The organism is Streptomyces yerevanensis, from assembly GCF_000716805.1.
GTDB lineage: Bacteria > Actinomycetota > Actinomycetes > Streptomycetales > Streptomycetaceae > Streptomyces > Streptomyces flaveus.
The window spans coordinates 172,400-188,860 of sequence record NZ_JNWJ01000003.1 but is presented as its reverse complement, the minus strand read 5'-3'; the positions used below and the strand labels follow the sequence as shown (position 1 = coordinate 188,860).

General features: G+C 70.8%; 16 protein-coding genes. 9 read left to right on the top strand and 7 right to left on the bottom strand.

Annotated elements, in window-relative coordinates:
* Positions 1 to 23 precede the first annotated feature (23 nt).
* Entirely contained in the window at positions 24 to 338 is a 315-nt protein-coding gene (locus OP79_RS04430) for a putative quinol monooxygenase (protein ID WP_033318592.1), read from the top strand.
* A gap of 18 nt (positions 339 to 356) precedes the next feature.
* On the opposite strand, the gene OP79_RS04425 is transcribed toward OP79_RS04430, so the two are convergent.
* From OP79_RS04425 to OP79_RS04410, 4 genes are read right to left on the bottom strand one after another with little or no spacing between them, the layout of a single operon-like run.
* Positions 357 to 1,409: an NADP-dependent oxidoreductase gene (locus OP79_RS04425; protein WP_033318591.1), complete on the bottom strand. Its 1,053-nt coding sequence runs from the start codon at positions 1,407 to 1,409 to the stop codon at positions 357 to 359.
* Between the two features lie 4 nt (positions 1,410 to 1,413).
* Complete coding sequence (locus OP79_RS04420) at positions 1,414 to 1,629, bottom strand: hypothetical protein (protein WP_033318590.1); 216 nt, start codon at positions 1,627 to 1,629, stop codon at positions 1,414 to 1,416.
* Positions 1,630 to 1,634: 5 nt separating this feature from the next.
* Complete coding sequence (locus tag OP79_RS04415; RefSeq protein WP_245685213.1) at positions 1,635 to 1,964, bottom strand: 2Fe-2S iron-sulfur cluster-binding protein; 330 nt, start codon at positions 1,962 to 1,964, stop codon at positions 1,635 to 1,637.
* Positions 1,961 to 3,370, bottom strand: coding sequence for an aromatic ring-hydroxylating oxygenase subunit alpha (locus OP79_RS04410; protein ID WP_033318589.1), 1,410 nt, complete (start codon positions 3,368 to 3,370; stop codon positions 1,961 to 1,963). The genes OP79_RS04415 and OP79_RS04410 overlap by 4 nt, the downstream gene beginning before the upstream one ends.
* A gap of 334 nt (positions 3,371 to 3,704) precedes the next feature.
* Here OP79_RS04410 and OP79_RS04405 point away from each other — a divergent pair, with 334 nt between their 5' ends.
* From OP79_RS04405 to OP79_RS04390, 4 genes are read left to right on the top strand one after another with little or no spacing between them, the layout of a single operon-like run.
* Positions 3,705 to 4,847 carry a sugar ABC transporter substrate-binding protein gene (locus tag OP79_RS04405; RefSeq protein ID WP_033318588.1) on the top strand — a complete coding sequence of 381 codons (1,143 nt, stop codon included), beginning with the start codon at positions 3,705 to 3,707 and terminating at the stop codon, positions 4,845 to 4,847.
* A gap of 60 nt (positions 4,848 to 4,907) precedes the next feature.
* Positions 4,908 to 6,506, top strand: coding sequence for a sugar ABC transporter ATP-binding protein (locus OP79_RS04400; RefSeq protein ID WP_051744407.1), 1,599 nt, complete (start codon positions 4,908 to 4,910; stop codon positions 6,504 to 6,506).
* Positions 6,507 to 6,522: 16 nt separating this feature from the next.
* Entirely contained in the window at positions 6,523 to 7,638 is a 1,116-nt protein-coding gene (locus OP79_RS04395; RefSeq protein WP_051744406.1) for an ABC transporter permease, read from the top strand.
* Positions 7,638 to 8,681: an NAD(P)-dependent alcohol dehydrogenase gene (locus tag OP79_RS04390; RefSeq protein WP_033318587.1), complete on the top strand. Its 1,044-nt coding sequence runs from the start codon at positions 7,638 to 7,640 to the stop codon at positions 8,679 to 8,681. The genes OP79_RS04395 and OP79_RS04390 overlap by 1 nt, the downstream gene beginning before the upstream one ends.
* A gap of 253 nt (positions 8,682 to 8,934) precedes the next feature.
* Here OP79_RS04390 and OP79_RS04385 read toward each other — a convergent pair whose 3' ends face one another.
* The 3 genes from OP79_RS04385 to OP79_RS04375 are packed head-to-tail and all read right to left on the bottom strand — an operon-like array spanning position 8,935 to position 11,815.
* Positions 8,935 to 9,762, bottom strand: coding sequence for a ThuA domain-containing protein (locus tag OP79_RS04385; protein WP_078491602.1), 828 nt, complete (start codon positions 9,760 to 9,762; stop codon positions 8,935 to 8,937).
* Between the two features lie 3 nt (positions 9,763 to 9,765).
* On the bottom strand, positions 9,766 to 10,530 hold the full coding sequence (locus OP79_RS04380) for an SDR family NAD(P)-dependent oxidoreductase (RefSeq protein ID WP_033318586.1): 765 nt from the start codon (positions 10,528 to 10,530) through the stop codon (positions 9,766 to 9,768).
* A gap of 55 nt (positions 10,531 to 10,585) precedes the next feature.
* Positions 10,586 to 11,815: an acyl-CoA dehydrogenase family protein gene (locus tag OP79_RS04375; RefSeq protein WP_033318585.1), complete on the bottom strand. Its 1,230-nt coding sequence runs from the start codon at positions 11,813 to 11,815 to the stop codon at positions 10,586 to 10,588.
* 196 nt (positions 11,816 to 12,011) lie between these two features.
* Here OP79_RS04375 and OP79_RS04370 point away from each other — a divergent pair, with 196 nt between their 5' ends.
* From OP79_RS04370 to OP79_RS04355, 4 genes are read left to right on the top strand one after another with little or no spacing between them, the layout of a single operon-like run.
* Positions 12,012 to 13,550, top strand: a complete 1,539-nt coding sequence (locus OP79_RS04370) for an AMP-binding protein (protein ID WP_033318584.1) — start codon at positions 12,012 to 12,014, stop codon at positions 13,548 to 13,550.
* A gap of 49 nt (positions 13,551 to 13,599) precedes the next feature.
* Positions 13,600 to 14,205, top strand: coding sequence for a histidine phosphatase family protein (locus OP79_RS04365; protein ID WP_033318583.1), 606 nt, complete (start codon positions 13,600 to 13,602; stop codon positions 14,203 to 14,205).
* Positions 14,206 to 14,237: 32 nt separating this feature from the next.
* Complete coding sequence (locus OP79_RS04360; RefSeq protein ID WP_033318582.1) at positions 14,238 to 15,431, top strand: acetyl-CoA C-acyltransferase; 1,194 nt, start codon at positions 14,238 to 14,240, stop codon at positions 15,429 to 15,431.
* A 58-nt stretch (positions 15,432 to 15,489) separates the two neighbouring features.
* A complete protein-coding gene (locus OP79_RS04355; protein ID WP_033318581.1) occupies positions 15,490 to 16,449 on the top strand; it encodes a PDR/VanB family oxidoreductase in 960 nt (319 codons plus the stop codon).
* Positions 16,450 to 16,461: the final 12 nt, after the last annotated feature.

Genomic DNA, 16,461 nt, shown 5'->3' with positions numbered 1-16,461 from the left:
CATGACCCGAGGAAAGGACCACCGTGTCAGAGGAAGTCATCGTCGCCGGCTGGATGGACTACGAGGCCGGCGACCGCGACACGATGCTGGGGCAGCTGGTCGAACTGGGGCACCGGACTCTCGAAGAAGAGCCCGGTTGTCTGGACTACGCCATGACCGCGGACCCCAGCGACGAGCGGCGGATCCGTGTGTACGAGCGCTGGGCCTCCCAGCAGGCCCTCGACGAGCACTTCACCACCCCGCACATCAAGGACTTCCGGGCCGCCGTGGCCGGGCTGACCCGCGTGGGCGTCTCCTTGCAGGCCCACGTGGTCGCAGCATCCCGCTCCATGCGCTGACGGCGAACCCCCTGCGGTTTACGCGGAATCGCCCAGCCGGACCAGCATCTTGCCGACGTTGCCACCGTCCAGCAGGGACAGCAGCGCCCCGGGAGCGTTCTCCAGACCGTCAACCACCGTCTCGCGCGCGGTGATCCGGCCCGTACGGAGCCAGCCCGCGACCCGCTCCTCGAACTCCGGCCGCAGGTCCTCGTGATCGCGGACGATGAAGCCGCGCAGCGTCAGCCGCTTGAGCACCGCCTGGATCAACTGGTTGATGTCGGCCGACCGCTGGCTGCTGCCTGCGGACCGCCGCTCCCCGCCGAACTGCGACATCATGCCGCACAGGGCGACCCGGCCACCGGTCCGCAACGCGTGCAGGGCGGCGGCCAGTTGTTCCCCGCCCACGTTGTCGAAGTAGACGTCGACGCCGTCGGGCGCCATCCGGGCCAGCGCCTCGCGCACCGGCTCGGCGCGGTAGTCCGCGGCGGCGTCGTAGCCGAACTCCTTCACCAGCAGGGCGCACTTGTCCGGCCCTCCGGCGGTCCCGACGACCCTCTCCGCACCCAGCAGCCGCGCGAACTGACCGGCGGCACTGCCCACGGCCCCGGCCGCCGCCGACACGAAGACGGTGTCTCCGGGGCGTACCTCGGCGATCCGTGCCAGCCCGACGTACGCGGTGAAGCCGGTCTGCCCGAGCAGCCCCAACCAGGTGGGCAGCGGCGCGATTTCGGGATCGATGCGACCGGCGCCGTCGGTGTCCGCGGCGTCCAGCACGGCCCGCTCCCGCCAGCCCAGCTGGTGGCGCACGTACGCCCCCGCCGGCACGGAGGCGCAGCGGCTCTCCTCCACGACGCCCAACGCCCGGCCGTCAAGCGGTGATCCGGGCGTGAAGTTGTGCGTGTAGTGCTTCTCGGTGCTCTCCAGCCGCCCGCGCATGGACGGGTCGACGCTCATGTAGAGGTTGCGGACGAGCAGTTGACCCTCGTCAGGGGAGGGGAGCGGGCGTTCCTCGACGGCGAAGTCACCGGGGACCGGTTCTCCGTCGGGCCGGCGCAGGAGACAGACCACGCGGGTCGTACGGGGCGTCACGGGGTCACTCCTCCGGCTGCTCGGGGACGCGACGCCGGGCGAGGCGGCCCACCCAGCCGGCCATCTGGAGGTCGGCATGGCGCAGCTCGCCCGACTGCCAACGGGCCTGGAAGTCGAAGATGCCCCGTGCTCCGGACTTCGGGTCCGTCACCTCGACCAGACCGTCCTCGGTGAGCCGGTACACATGCCCGGTCAGCGGATGGATCACTTGCTTGGACATGGGGCTCACTCCTGCACTCGGCGGCGTACGCCGCGCTTGGTCACGGTCACCGGGCCCTCGACCCTGAGCCGGCAGGCGAGCCGGGTCAGGCCGTCCACGGGTTTGCGCAGGGCTTCGATGCCCTCGCGTTCCAGCGGGTCCACAGGTGAACAGTTCTCGGTGCCCTCCTCGACCGCCACGAAGCAGGTACGGCAGGTGCCCTTGCCACCGCAGACGGTGGGCCAGCGGTATCCGAGCCGCTGGGCGGCGCTGAACAGGTCTTCGCCGTCGAGCACTTCGAGTTCGACGCCGGAGGGCCTGACCGACACACGATGGGCCGCCACACGGTGGGTCACGTGTTCATCCACCGGTCGAGCGTCTGGTTGAAGTGGCGGATGCGGCTCTCCTGGTAGTTGGCCAGGGTGATGCCCGGCTTGCGCATCGCCTTCAGCCCCTGCTGGACGTAGGGGAGGTTCTCGCAGTCCTGGTCGAAGACGGGCCCGAGGACACCGAGTTCGGGGATGTCCGCGAAGAGCATCTCCTCCGGTACCCAGCGGATCTTGGCCGGGGGCGGCATCTCGCCGGGCTTCTTCGGGGCGGACATGAAGATGATCTCGGCGGTGCAGGAGTCGGGGTCGAGACCGTTGGGTTTGAACCGGTAGATGATGTTGGACTTGGCGCCGCCCCAGGGGTTGAAGTTGGGGAACAGCAAGTAGTTGATGGCGTCCAGCAGTTCGGTGTCGGCGGTCTGGGAGAAGTCCTGGGTCGAGGTGGCCGCCAGCTGTGCGCGCATCCGCTCGGCGAGGACCTGGCGGGCGGTGCCACCGGCCGGGATCGCCGGCATTTCGTCCCCCTCCTGCATCACCAGGTCACGGCCCTGGGCCGCCGCGTAGAACGCACGCGAGTCGTAGAACGTCTCCAGGACGTCCTCCTCCGTGACGGAGTCCGCCACGTGGGGGCTGGGGGCGCCCTGGATGTTGATCATGCGGTTCCAGTTGGGCTGGTCCGCCATGACGTCGTACTGGGAGTTGGCGTCTGCCAGCCACGGCAGCATCTGCGGGTGGGTGGCGATCACATGGAAGGACTCGATGAACGCGTCCTGGGCCACCTTCCAGTTGCAGGGCAGCACCTTCGCGATGTGCAGCGACTTGTAGCGGTCCTCCAGCGGCCAGATGTAGTACTCGTCGAAGGTGCCGCGGTAGCTCTCGAAGGACTCCGCGTACGGGTCCATGTTGATGAAGACGAAGCCGCGCCAGGTCGCCACCTGAGCCTCGGGGAGCGCGAACTTCTCCGGAGTGACATGTGGGAAGTCCCAGGAACAGGGCGGAGTCTGCATGGTGCCGTCGAGGTTCCAGGCGAAACCGTGGAACGAGCAGCGGAACTCGCCGACGTTGCCGCCACTGGTGCGCAGCTTGCGGCCGCGGTGCAGGCACACGTTGACGTACGCGCGGATCTCGTCGGGGGCCGTCCGTACGACGATCAGCGAGTCGTCGCCGATCTCGTAGACCTCGTGGTCGCCGACCTCCGGGATCTCGCTCTCCAGGCAGGCGAACTGCCACACGCGCCGCCACACCTGCCGCATCTCGCGTTCCGCCCATTCGCGGGAGACGAAACGCGCGGAGTCGATGTCCTCGCTGCCGATGTAGTCGTTCCTGTCGTGCCTCAGCGCGGCGGGAACGGGGCGGCTGTCCTGGTCGAGGTAGTCCTGGACGGTGGGCCCGGGGCACCGCGCGGTGACCGACTCCGACGTTTCGTCCATCATCTCTCCTCTGGCAGAAACTTTAGAGTGAGTGTAGTTAGCGGGTGCGGCCGGGAGCAACACTCGCGACGCTGTCCGGATCCCGCATCGGTCGAGGTTGTCGAGGAAAAGTCCCGTACTGGCTTGAATTTGTGGTGACGAACCTCTCCCCAAGGCCGCCGGGGCGTGTCACACTCCGACGCACTTGAGGCTGTAGTGCCTCATAAGTTTCTTGGCCCGAGCGGAGTTGCGCCGCCTTGGCCGCAGTGCCGCACGGTCACCCCGGCGGCCCGCGCCGTACCCCACGACGGCGGTTCACGCAGCCTTCTCGACCCTTTATGCGTGGGAGCACTCAACGATGAGTTCCAGACCCCGTCGCGCGGTCCGCCGCGCCCTCACCGCGATCGTCCCCGTCACCGCTCTGCTGACGCTCTCCGCGTGCGGCGGCGGTGCCACTCCGGCCGCCGAATCGAAGCCGGAGGCGGCGTCCGACTCCCCCGGCCTGGCCGCAGCCTCGAAGGCCATGGAGCAGTACACCCAGCGCCCGGCCAAGATCCCCGTCACCGAGCCGGTGGGCAAGAAGATCCCCAAGGGCAAGAAGATCGATTTCATCCTGTGCGGCGTCCAGTCCTGCAAGGACCTGGCCGACTACTTCACCGCCGGAGCGAAGGAGCTCGGCTGGGAGGTCAAGCAGATCCCCACCCAGGGCACCCCGGAGTCCGTGCAGGCCGCCTACGAGCAGGCGGTGCGTGACAAGCCGGACGCCGTCGTCGCCTCCGGGTTCCCGCGCGCGGTGTACGCCAAGCAGTTGGCAAAACTGAAGAAGGCCGGCATCCCCGTCATCCAGTCGAACGCCGACGAAGTGGTGGGCGACGGCATCTCCCTGCTGAAGAACGGGCCGGCGGACGTAGACGTCCAGGGCACGATGATCGCCTCGTGGGTCGTGTCGAACAGCGGCGCGAAGGCCGACACCGTCTACTTCGACCTGCCCGCGTACACGATCCTCAAGCCCGTCAGGGACGGGTTCGAGACCAAGTACCGGGAGTGGTGCGAGGGCTGCGGCCTGGACACCGTCGACGTGCCGATCACCGCGATCGGCAAGGACATGCCGGACCGGGTGGTGTCGTACCTACGCTCGCACCCGAAGGTGACCCACGTCGTCTTCTCACTGGGGCTGCTCAACGTGGGCGTCCCGGCCGCGCTGAAGACCGCCGGCATCAACGGCAAGCGCATCATCGTCAACGTCGGTGACGCACAGAGCTACCAGTACATCGAGAGCGGTCTCACCGACGCCGCCATGGCCCTGAACACGTACGAGACCGCCTGGATCCAGGTCGACGCGCTGGCCCGCCACTTCACCGGCCAGCCCATGGACGCGGACCAGAAGGCGGAGCTGCCCAACATGCTGATCACCAAGGAGAACCTGCCGTCCGCCGACGGCGACTTCCCGCTCGTCGAGGACTACCAGAAGCAGTTCAAGGCGCTCTGGGGCCTGAGTTGACCGGCACGGCCCGCCGCCGGCCCCGTGCCGGCGGCGGCGCCATCCACGGATGGAGGAGCGGTGCACGCTGACACGTCGGCGCAGACGTCGCACGGGCGGCACGCCGGGACGGCGGAGGCGGACCGCCCGGTACTACGGGTGGAGGGGCTGTCGAAGCGATTCGGCGGAACCCAGGCGCTGAAGGACGTGGACCTCGAGATCACCCACGGCGAGATCCACGCGCTGATCGGGCCCAACGGTTCCGGCAAGTCCACCCTCATCAAGATCCTCGCCGGATATCACGACGCCGAGCCCGGAGCGGTCGCCGAACTCGACGGCGAGCCGTTCGACCTGGGCCATGTCACCGGTTCGCGGCACGACCGGCTCCGCTTCGTCCACCAGGAACTGGGACTGGTGGAGGAGCTGAGCGCCACGGACAATCTCGCGCTCAGCCGCGGCTTCGCCCGTACGGCGTTCGGCAACATCCGCTGGCCGGAGATGGAACGGCGGACGACCGCACTGGTCGAGCGATTCGGCCTCGGCATCGACGTACGCCGGCCGCTGGCCACGGCCACCCCCGTCCAGCGCGCGGTGGTGGCCATCGCCGCCGCGCTGCAGGGCTGGGAGGGCCGGCGCGGCGTGCTGGTGCTCGACGAGCCGACCGCCGTGCTGCCGCCGGGCGAGGTGGCCCGCCTCTTCCAGATCGTGCGGGAGATCCGCGACGCGGGTGCCGGCGTGCTGTACGTCTCGCACCGCATGGACGAGATCTTCGCGCTCGCCGACCGGGTCACGGTGATCCGTGGCGGACGCCGGATCGCCACCCGCCGGGTCGCTGAGCTCACTCCCCGGTCACTGGCGGAGCTGATGGCAGGTCAGGAGGCGGAGACTGCCCACCGGCCGCAGCCGCCCTCCGGCGCTGTCGGCGGGGCCGGCAGGGTCGGCGAGACGGGCGAGGCCGCGCTGGAGGTCAGAGATCTATGGGTCGGCCCGCTGCGCGGCGTCGGCTTCGATCTGGCCAGGGGCGAGCGGCTGGGCATCACGGGCCTGGTCGGCTCCGGCCACGAGGCGGTGCCGTACGCGGTGTGCGGGGCCTGGACCGGGCCGGTACGCGGCCGGGTGCGGATACCGGAACGCTCCCCACGGTGGGTCGACGCGCGGGACGCCGGCGGACTCGGCATCCCTTTGGTGCCCGCCGACCGGGCGACCGAGGGGGTGATCGGCGACTTCTCGGTCGCGGAGAACCTGACCCTCCCCCTGCTCGACCGGCTCCGCGCCCGCTTGGGCCGACTGCACCGGGGGCGGGAGAGCGCCCTCGTCGAGGAGTGGATCCGGCGCGTGGAAGTGCGTACGGCCGGACGCGGGGCCCCGATCACCACGCTCAGCGGCGGCAACCAGCAGAAGGTCGTCATGGCCCGCTGCCTGGCCCAGCGGCCGCCGGTGCTGGTGCTGTGCGAACCGACGGCGGGCGTCGACGTCGCGACCCGGCAGCAGCTGTACGAGCTGATCGAACGTCAGGCGGGCGACGGCATGGGGGTGATCGTGTCCTCGTCCGACACGGAGGACCTGCTCACGCTGTGCACCCGCGTCCTGGTGGTACGGGACGGCCGGATCGTGCGGGAGATCAGCGGCCGGGACATCACCGAGCCCGCGCTCGTCCACGCCATGGAAGGAACCGAGTGAGAAGGAACCGAGTGACATGACATCCACCCCGACCCGGGCGGCGGAACACCGGCCGGTCACCGAACCGGACGCCTCCGCGGTGTTCACCGCGGGGACGCCCGTCGCGCTGGGCCGGCGGGCGGCGGCCGCCCTGTCGTTCCGGAACATCGGCGCCGTCTACGTGTGGCTGCTCATCGCCGTCATCTTCTCCGTGTGGGCGCCGGAGACGTTCCCGACCGCCACCACGGTCAAGCAGGTACTGAACGGCAACGCCGTGGCCGGTCTGGTGGCGCTCAGCGTCGTCGCTCCGCTGGCCGCACGCGTCTTCGACCTCTCCGTCGCCTTCACCATGTCGCTGACCAGCGTGCTGACCGCCCATTTCCTGGTCAACGCGGGCCTCGGCTCCGGCACCGCGATCACCCTGGCGATGACGGCCGCCCTGCTGGTCGGGGTGATCAACGGAATCGTGGTGGTGGTGCTGCGGGTCGACTCGTTCATCGCCACGCTGGCCACCGGCGCGCTGATCCAGTCCCTGATCACCATGGTGACCAACGACAGCTCGATCACCGGCCTCCAGCTGCTGGCCAAGCCGTTTGCCAGCATCGCCCAGCTGGACGCCGGCGGCATCACGCTGCCCGTGCTGTATCTGCTCCTCGCCGCGATGGCCATCTGGTTCATGCTGGAACACACCGCCACCGGCCGCCGGCTGTACGCGACCGGCTTCAACGAGAACGCGGCACGTCTGCAAGGAGTACGCACCGGCCGACTGCGCTTCATGACCCTGGTGACGTCCGCGCTGCTCTCCGGTTTCGCCGGGGTCGTGTTCGCGTCCTCCGTCGGATCCGGATCGCCGACCGCCGGCACGCCGTACCTGCTGTCGGCCTACGCGGCGGCCTTCGTCGGAGCGACCCAGCTGCGTGCGGGGCGCTTCAACGCCTGGGGCACAGTGATCGCCGTACTCCTGCTCGGCACCGGAATCACCGGGCTCGGCCTCGCCACCAGCGCGCAGTGGGCCACGAGCCTGTTCACCGGCTCGGTCCTCATCGTCGCGCTGGTCCTCACGGGTGGGCGGATCGCACTACCGGCGGTTCTGCGCCGCCGGAAGTCACCGCCCGCCGAACCTGTCACCACCCCTGACAAGGAGGTCTCATGATGAAAGCGGTTCAGTACCGGACGGTGGGAGCCGGGCCCGAGGTGGTCGAGGTTCCGGTGCCCGAACCGGGCCCGGGCCAGGTGCTGCTGAAGGTGACGGCCGCCGGGCTGTGCCACTCCGACCTGGCGGTCATGAGCTGGCCCGAGGAACAGTTCCCCTACGCGCTGCCGATGACGCTCGGCCACGAGGGCGTCGGCACCGTCGCGGCTCTGGGCAACGGTGTCACCGAGGTGGCGGAGGGCGAAGAGGTGGCGGTGTACGGACCGTGGGGCTGCGGCCGCTGCCGTACCTGCGCCGAGGGCAGGGAGAACTACTGTCCGCACGCCGCCGGGCTCGGCATCATGCCGCCCGGTCTGGGCTCTCCCGGTGCCCTCGCCGAGTACATGGTCGTGGACTCGCCCCGCCACCTGGTGCCGTTGGGCGGACTGGACCCGGTGCAGGCGGCACCGCTCACCGACGCCGGGCTGACGCCGTATCACGCGATCAGGCAGGCGCTGCCGAAGCTGGTGCCCGGCAGTACGGCGGTGGTCATCGGTGTCGGTGGGCTGGGGCATCTCGCCGTGCAACTGCTCCGTGCGCTGACTCCCGCCCGGGTCCTCGCCGTTGACGTGAGCAAGGAGAAGCTCGAGCTGGCGCGCACGGTTGGCGCGCACGAGGTGCTGCTCTCCGACGGTGAGGCGGCGGCACGGGTACGGGAACTCACCGGCGGCACCGGGGCGGAGGTCGTGCTGGACTTCGTGGGGGCCGAGGCGACCTTGGCGGTGGCCGCCGCGTCGGTGGCGGTGGCGGGGGATGTGACCGTCGTCGGTATCGGGGGTGGGACTCTGGCGGTCGGCTTCGGTGGGGGACTGCCGTTCGGGGTGTCCGCGTCGGCGCCCTACTGGGGGAGCCGGGTGGAGCTCATCGACGTTGTCGGGCTTGCGCGGGAGGGGCTGGTTTCCTCCCATGTGGAGACGTTTTCGATCGAGGATGCTCCCTTGGCGTACGAGCGCCTGCATGCCGGGGAGATCAACGGCCGTGCGGTGGTGCTGCCGCACGGGTGAGCCGGGGCGGCCGCGAGGGTTTTTCGCCCCCGCCGCCCCTTCCCGTCCCATCTTTCTGAGGCTCCGCCCCAGACCCCGTCGGGGGCCAGCCCCCGAACCCCCGCTCCTCAAACGCCGGAGGGGCTGATTTTCCGCGGCCTGGGCTGATTTCCGCAGCTGAGATTCCGCTGCCCAAGCGGATCCTTGCCCAAGGGGCACTTTGCAGCCCAGTCCCGCATCAATCAGCCCGTCCGGCGTTTGAGGACGAGGCCGTTCAGGCCGAAAGCGGGGGTCTGGGGGCGGCAGCCCCCAGGGACGGGACGGGAAGGGGCGGCGGGGGCGAAACCACCCTCTCCACACACCGCCGCAACACCGTCACGAACTCCGGCGTCTCCCAGGGCCCCCGGTCCACCCGCCCCGTGTCATCCACACCAAGGTCCTGCACGTCGTACCGCCCCCGGCAGTGCCCGAGAGTGAAGCAGCACACCTCCCCGGAACCGTGCCGCTTCAGATACAGCACAGGCCGCGGCGCGTCGTCGAGCGCCGCCGTGTCGCCCTCGGCGAAACCGCGGCACGGCCCCGTGTACTCGGCGTGCAGCAGCACCTCCAGCTCCCCGTGCAGCTCACAGACGTACAACTCGTCGGTGACCGTGAACGGCTCGATCCCGGCGACCAGCGGATGGCCGGGCCGGGTGACCTGGACCTCGTACGGCTCGATCGGCGGATGCGCGACGAACTGGCTGCCGAGCACCTCGGCGAGCTCCCCGAGGAGCCGCGGTGTGCTGAACACCCGCGGCCCACCGGACGCCGGCGCCTCGATCACCGCATTGGTGCCGTGCAGGGCGAGCCAGCGCCCGCCCCGCTCGACGAAACGGGCCAGCGCGGCCCGCTGGGCCGGGCGGGGCCGTACGTCGCAGGTGTAGGTGACCAGCAGGTCGGCCTTCTTCAGCGCGTCGACACAGTCGTAGTCCTGGTGGACGGTGGTCCGCACCCGCGGGTGATCACCGAGCAGTTCCAGCAGCCGCAGCCGCGCATAGTCGAAGTCGTGCCATTTGCCGCCGCAGACCAGCACGGCGTCCAGGCGGCCGGCCGGGCCCGCCACAGCTCAGTACTGGACGCGGGTCAACAGCCCGCCGTCCACCACGAGGTTGACGCCGACGCAGAAGGAGCCGGTCCGCCCGAGCAGGAACGCCACCGCCGCGGCCACGTCCTCCGCGGTGCCGTAACGGCCGACGGGCAGCTTGGCGAGGACCTCCTCGTAGACCTCCGGGCGGCTGGTGCGGATGGTCTCCCAGGCGCCGCCGGGGAAGTCGATCGGGCCGGGGGAGACCGTGTTGACTCGGATGCCCTTCGGAGCGAGGGAGTGCGCCAAAGCCGAAGCGTGCTGGACGACAGCCGCCTTCATGGCGGAGTACGAGTTGGCTCCGGCCGGCCGGGCGGTGTCGGAGGCGTTGGTGGTGCCGATGGCGACCACGGCGGCCCGGTCGGAGGCCTCCAGGAAGGGCATGGCTGCCTCGACGAGTCCGGCGAACGGGACCAGGTCACCGCGCAGGCTGGCCTCCCACGACTCGGGGCCCTTGACGTTGCCCGCCGAGACGTTGGACACCAGCAGGTCCAGGCCGCCGAGTTCGCCGGCTGCCCGCTCCACGAAGCCCGCGAGTGCGGCCGGGTCGGTGACGTCGACCGGCTCGGCGAACACCGTCGCCCCCTCGCCGCGCAGCTCGGCGGCGGCCTTCGCGAGTGCCTCCTCGCCCCGGGCGCACAGCGCCAGCGCGCAGCCCTCCGCAGCCAGGGTTCCCGCGATCGCCCGCCCGATGCCGCGGCTCGCACCGGTCACCAATGCCTTCGCACCTGTCAGTCCCAGATCCATTTAGGTCACTCCTTTGTGATGACGTGATGGCGTGGTGGCCGTAGCGGCCGGTGTGTCAGTTGCCGGGAAGCTGTGAGAACGGCACCCGGTCCACCCGCGGTTCCGGCGGCAGTTTCAGTACGCGCTCGCCGATGAGGTTGCGCTGGATCTGGTCGGTGCCACCGGCCAGCCGGTACCCAGGGGCGCCGAGCAGGTGCTGGGTCCAGGCGAACGTGCCCGGTTCCCCGGTGTCGGCGCTGATCCGGGCGCCCATCAGTTCGGCGGCGACCTGCCCGGTGCGGCTCAGCAGGTCGGAGGCCATGAGTTTGGTCAGGGACGCTTCCGGGCCCGGCTTGTCACCGGCGGCGCTAGCCCTGGCGACGCGGTCCACGGTGGCGGCACGGAGCGCGGTACGCACGTACAGGTCGGCGAGCTGCTGGCGAACCAGCGGATCTCCCGTGCGGTCGAGCGAGCGCGCGAGGGCGAGCACATCGTCGAAAGTGCCGCCCTTGCGCCGATTGCCGCTGCCGGAAGCGGTCCGTTCGAAGGCGAGGGTGGTCGTGGCGACCTCCCAGCCCTGCCCCGGACGCCCGATCCGCAGCCGGTCCGGAACGCGTACGCCGCTGAGGAACACCTCGTTGAACGAGGCACCGCCGCTCATCTGGCGGATGGGGCGCACCTCCACACCGGGCGCGTCCATCGGGACCAGGAACGCGGTGATGCCCGCCTGCTTCACGACGTCCGGATCTGTGCGGGCGAGCAGTAGCCCGAAGTCGGCGAACTGGGCTCCCGAGGTCCACACCTTCTGACCGTCGATCACCCACTCGTCGCCCTCCTGCCGGGCGCGCGTACGCACCGCGGCGAGGTCGGATCCGGCGCCGGGCTCGCTGAAGAGCTGGCAGGCCAGCAGGTCCGTACGCAGAAACGCCCGTGCGTACTCGTCGCGCTGCTCGGCCGTTCCGAACAGGGAGACCGACATTCCGACCAGGCGCACGGTGACGCTGATCAGCTCGGTGGAGGGCGGAACCTCGAAGGCCGACTCCTCCTGGGCGAAGGCCGCCACGTGGGCGGCGGTCAGGCCTGCGCCGCCCTTGTCCCCGGGGAGGGTCAGGGCCTGGTACCCGGCGTCGAAGCGGGCGCGCTGGTAGACGCGGCAGCGTTCCAGCAGCAGGCGTTCCTCGTCCTCGGGGAGGTTGTGGAAGACGGCGAGGTCACCGGTGGCCTCGGTTTCCCGGACCGGTTCGAGCACGGTGGCCAGCCACTGCCGGACCTGTGTGCGCCATGCGTCCAGATCGGGCTGGGACATGGCTCCTCCTCAAGTGCAGTTACGAGATGGCGGGTTCAGTAACGGGGAGGGCGTGTGCGGCCCCTTGCCCGCCGGAGCCATGGGCGGATGCTTCCGGCTCGGGTCAGAGTGTTCCGTACTTTCTTGATAAACGCTACAGTCTCGCCATTGACTCTCCCACGCACCGGGAGGGGCCCGAGGAGCCGCCGGAGGAGCCATGTCTCTGCTACCACTCGACCGTCGCGCCCAGGAGACACCCCATGAGCCCGCTCTCGTCGACGATCAGGACGTGCTGACCTGGTCGGAGCTCGCCGACCAGGTCGCGCGGGTGGCGGCACGGCTGCTGGAGATCGCACCCGGTCCCGACGACCGGGTCGCCGTCCTCGGCGACAACGCGATTCCCACCCTGGTGGCCCATCTGGCCGGTCTGCGCGCCGGAGTGGGAACCGTCGCCACCTCCCGGCACCTGATGGTGGGCGAACTCGTCGACCAGATCACCGACGCGGGCGCGACCGGGATCATCTCCGGACCCGCCGGTGCGGTCCCCGCCCTGGAGGCGGCCCGCGAACTGGGCCTGCCGCTCGTGATGCACGGAGCCCCGGCCATCGGGCACGCCTTCGAGTGGGACCTGTGGCTGGCGGCGGCGCCCACCGGGCAGACCTTGCCCACGGGCCGGGCCGCCCGGCCGCCCCTCGTCTACACCTCCGGAACCACCGGCCGGGCACGCGGCACCGAGGTGCGCTGGGTGAGCGGTCCGGTCGCCGACAGCTCCGCGTACCTGGCCGCGATGGCGGCCCGTCCCGGATTCCCGCCGGGACCGCACCTCGTGTGCGGCCCGCTGCAGCACAACGCGCCGCTGACGTCCCTACGGCACCTGGCGGCCGGTCAGCAGGTGGTCGTACTCGGCGGATATGACGCGGAGGCGTTCCTGCGCCGCGTCGAGGAGTGGCGGGTCACCTCCACGGTCATGGTGCCCACCCACTTCCAACGGCTGCTCGCCCTGCCGGAAGAGGCGCGCAGCCGGTACGACGTCTCCAGCCTCCTCCAGGTCTCCCACACCGGGTCCGCCTGCCCGCCGGACGTGAAGCGGACCATGATCGAATGGTTCGGGCCGGTGCTGACCGAGTCCTACGGTGCCAGCGAGGCCGGCACTGTGGCACGCATCAGCAGCACCGAGTGGCTGGAGCATCCCGGTTCGGTCGGGCGCGTCCAGCCCCCGTACGAAGTCCTGGTGACCGACGACGACGGCCATCCGCTGTCGCCCGGCGAGCTCGGACTGCTGGCGTTCCAGGCGCCTGAGGGCGGGGGAGTGCGGTACCACGCGGACCCGGACAAGACCAAGGCCGCCTATCTCGCGCCGGGCGTCTTCACGCTCGGCGACATCGGTTACGTCGACGCGAGCGGCTACATCTTCATCACCGACCGGGCCGCCGACGTCGTGGTCTCCGGCGGGGTCAACCTGTACCCGGCCGAGAGCGAGGCCGTGCTGCGCGGGCACCCTGCGGTCGCCGAGATCGCAGTCATCGGTGTGCCCCACCCGGACTTCGGCGAGTCGCTGCGTGCCCTGGTTGTGGCCACTGGGGACGAGCCGTCGGCCGAGGAGCTGGACCGGTTCTGCCGCGACCGGTTGGCCGCCTACAAGTGCCCCAAGTCGTACGAGTTCGTCCCGAGCCTCCTGCGCAACGCGATGGGCAAGCTCGACAAACGCGCGATGCGCCGCCCCTACTGGCGCTCCGAGCGGACCATCGCCGGCTGAGCCACCACAAGCAACCTGTGCCCGCCCCTCGTACGTACGAAGGATCCCCATGACTGAACTCCTCCTCATCCGGCACGGCCTTCCCGTGGCGGGCGTCTACGACCCGGGCCTGTCGCCGGAGGGCACCGCCCAGGCCGAGCGCCTCGCGGCCTGGCTCGTGCACGAGGACGTCGACGCCCTCTACACCAGCCCCTTCCAGCGGGCCCGCGAAACGGTGGCCCCGCTGGAGCGGCTCACCGGCATGACCGCCGCCGTCCTCGACGACCTGCGCGAGTGGGACACCGACGTGTCGCACCCTTACACGCCGCCGGAGCAGATCAACGCCGACGACCCCCGTTCGGTGGCGCTCTCCGAGGGACGGTACGAGGACTTCGTGCCCGACCTGGACTGGGACGCCTTCCGGGAGCGGGCGGCGCGGGCCATGGACACCATCCTGGACGCCCACCCCGGCGGGCGGGTCGCGGTCGTGTGCCACGGCGGCATCACCAACACCTACCTGGCTACGGTGCTCGGCCTCTCCCGCATGTTCTGGTTCCACCCCGGCTACACCTCGGTCAGCCGGGTGCGACGGATGCCGGGCGGACGCATCGTCCTTCACTCGGTGAACGAGACGGCCCACATGGTCGCCGAGCGCGCCGTCGACGCAATCGCCTGACTTGCCCCCATCCCCTTCAGGAGGTCCCGTCCGTGCCCGGATCCGTCATCGTCGCCGGCGCCAGAACGCCCATCGGCAAGCTGATGGGCGCCCTGAGCCCGCTGTCCGCCGCCGACCTCGGCGCACACGCCATCAGCGCCGCCCTGGCCGCCGTACACCTGGACCCGGCCGCGGTGGAAGCCGTCGTCATGGGCCATGTCGTCCAGGCCGGAGCCGGTCCCAATCCCGCACGGCAGGCCGCCGTCAGCGCAGGCATTCCGTTCGCCGTACCGGCGAGCACCGTCAACAAGCTCTGCCTGTCCGGCCTGCACGCCATCGCCCTGGCCGACCTCATGATCGCCTCCGGCCGCCACGAGGTGGTCGTCGCGGGCGGGATGGAGTCCATGTCGGGGGCTCCGCACCTGCTGCGCGGAGCCCGCACCGGCTGGAAGTACGGGCCCGCCGCGGTCGAGGACGCCCTCGACCGGGATGCCCTCGTCTGCGCCTTCGACGGGGTCTCCATGGGTGCGGCCACCGAGCGGTACCAGCAGCCGTTCGGCTTCACCCGTGAGGAGCAGGACGAGTACAGCGCACGATCGCACCAACTCGCCCTGCGCGCCCGGGAGTCCAGCGCACTGGCCGCGGAGATCGCCCCGGTCACGGTGGCCGGGCGCCGGGGCGGCGAGACGGTGGTGGCGACCGATGAAGGGATACGGCCGGGGAGCACCGCGGAGAGCCTGGGGCGCCTGAAACCCGCCTTCTCCGCCGGGGGCACCGTCACCGCGGGCAACTCCTCACAGCTCTCCGACGGCGCCGCGGCCGTCGTTGTGATGAGCGCGGAACGCGCCCGGCGGGACGGACTGACCCCTCTCGCGGAGATCGGCGCCTACGGCACCGTCGCGGGCCCCGACCCCTCCCTGCTCGTCCAGCCGGCCGGCGCGATCCGTGACGCCCTGTCCCGGGACGGCCGGCTGAAGACCGTCGACCTCGACCTGTTCGAGATCAACGAGGCGTTCGCCGGTGTGGCCCTGGCCTCCGTACGGGAGCTGGACATCCCCCTGGAGAAGGTGAACGTCAACGGCGGCGCGATTGCCCTGGGACACCCGGTCGGCATGACCGGCACCCGGCTGGTGCTGACCCTCGCGACAGAACTGGGGCGGCGTGGAGGTGGTACCGGAGCGGCGGCCCTGTGCGGGGGCGGCGGCCAGGGCGACGCACTGCTGCTGCACGTACCACCGCGAGCCTGACCCCGCACCTCCCGCCCGCGTCCGTCCCCCCATCCGTACGAGACCAGGTTGACCCACCATGACCGACCAGCTGCCCCTGGACGAGGAGCCCCTCGTCGTGGCGACCCGTACCCACGTCGCCGACGGCGTCGTCTCCCTCACCCTGCGCCGCCCGGACGGCCGGCCGCTCCCGTCCTGGACGCCGGGAGCGCACATCGATCTGTTCCTGGACGGCGGCCTGATCCGCCAGTACTCGCTGTGCGGGGACCCCGCCGAACCGGACGCGTGGCGCATCGCCGTCCTGCGTGAGCCGCAGGGCCGCGGCGGCTCCGCGTACGTCCACGACCACCTGCCGGAAGGCACCGCCGTGCGCGTCCGCGGGCCGCGGAACAACTTCCCGCTGCGGCCGGCGACGCGCCATCTGTTCATCGCCGGCGGCGTCGGCATCACACCGATCCTGCCGATGGTCGAAGCCGCCGAGGCGGCCGGGGCCGACTGGCGTCTGCTGTACGGCGGCCGAACCCGTACCTCCATGGCATTCGTGGACCGACTCACGCCCTACGGGGACCGTGTGCTCGTCCGCCCACAGGACGAGTACGGCCTGCTGGACCTCGGCGCCTTCCTCGGCTCACCCGAGGAGAGCACCCTGGTGCACGCCTGCGGCCCCGAACCCCTGCTGCGTGCGGCACAGGAGCAGTGCGCCGACTGGCCCGCCGGCACGCTGGGCGTCGAGCGGTTCGCCCCGGTGCAGGCAGCCGAAGCCCGCCCCGCCGTGGCCTTCGAGGTGGTGCTCGCCCGCGCCGGGCTCACTCTCACCGTGCCGCCCGACCGCTCGGTGCTCGAATCTCTCGAGGAGGCAGGCGTCGACGTGGACTTCTCCTGCCGCGAAGGCACCTGCGGCACCTGCGAGACCGACGTACTCGACGGCACGCCCGACCACCGGGACTCCCTGCTCAGCGAGGACGAGCGGGCCACCGGCGACACCATGCTCATCTGCGTCTCCCGCTCCTGCGGGCCGCGCCTCGTCCTCGACCTGTGACCGGCCCGGCAC

Coding starts and splice junctions, on each gene's coding strand:
- OP79_RS04420 (WP_033318590.1), bottom strand. CDS start 1,629: ATGTCCAAGCAAGTGATCCATCCGCTGACCGGGCATGTGTACCGGCTC.
- OP79_RS04410 (WP_033318589.1), bottom strand. CDS start 3,370: ATGATGGACGAAACGTCGGAGTCGGTCACCGCGCGGTGCCCCGGGCCC.
- OP79_RS04405 (WP_033318588.1), top strand. CDS start 3,705: ATGAGTTCCAGACCCCGTCGCGCGGTCCGCCGCGCCCTCACCGCGATC.
- OP79_RS04395 (WP_051744406.1), top strand. CDS start 6,523: ATGACATCCACCCCGACCCGGGCGGCGGAACACCGGCCGGTCACCGAA.
- OP79_RS04390 (WP_033318587.1), top strand. CDS start 7,638: ATGAAAGCGGTTCAGTACCGGACGGTGGGAGCCGGGCCCGAGGTGGTC.
- OP79_RS04380 (WP_033318586.1), bottom strand. CDS start 10,530: ATGGATCTGGGACTGACAGGTGCGAAGGCATTGGTGACCGGTGCGAGC.
- OP79_RS04375 (WP_033318585.1), bottom strand. CDS start 11,815: ATGTCCCAGCCCGATCTGGACGCATGGCGCACACAGGTCCGGCAGTGG.
- OP79_RS04370 (WP_033318584.1), top strand. CDS start 12,012: ATGTCTCTGCTACCACTCGACCGTCGCGCCCAGGAGACACCCCATGAG.
- OP79_RS04365 (WP_033318583.1), top strand. CDS start 13,600: ATGACTGAACTCCTCCTCATCCGGCACGGCCTTCCCGTGGCGGGCGTC.
- OP79_RS04355 (WP_033318581.1), top strand. CDS start 15,490: ATGACCGACCAGCTGCCCCTGGACGAGGAGCCCCTCGTCGTGGCGACC.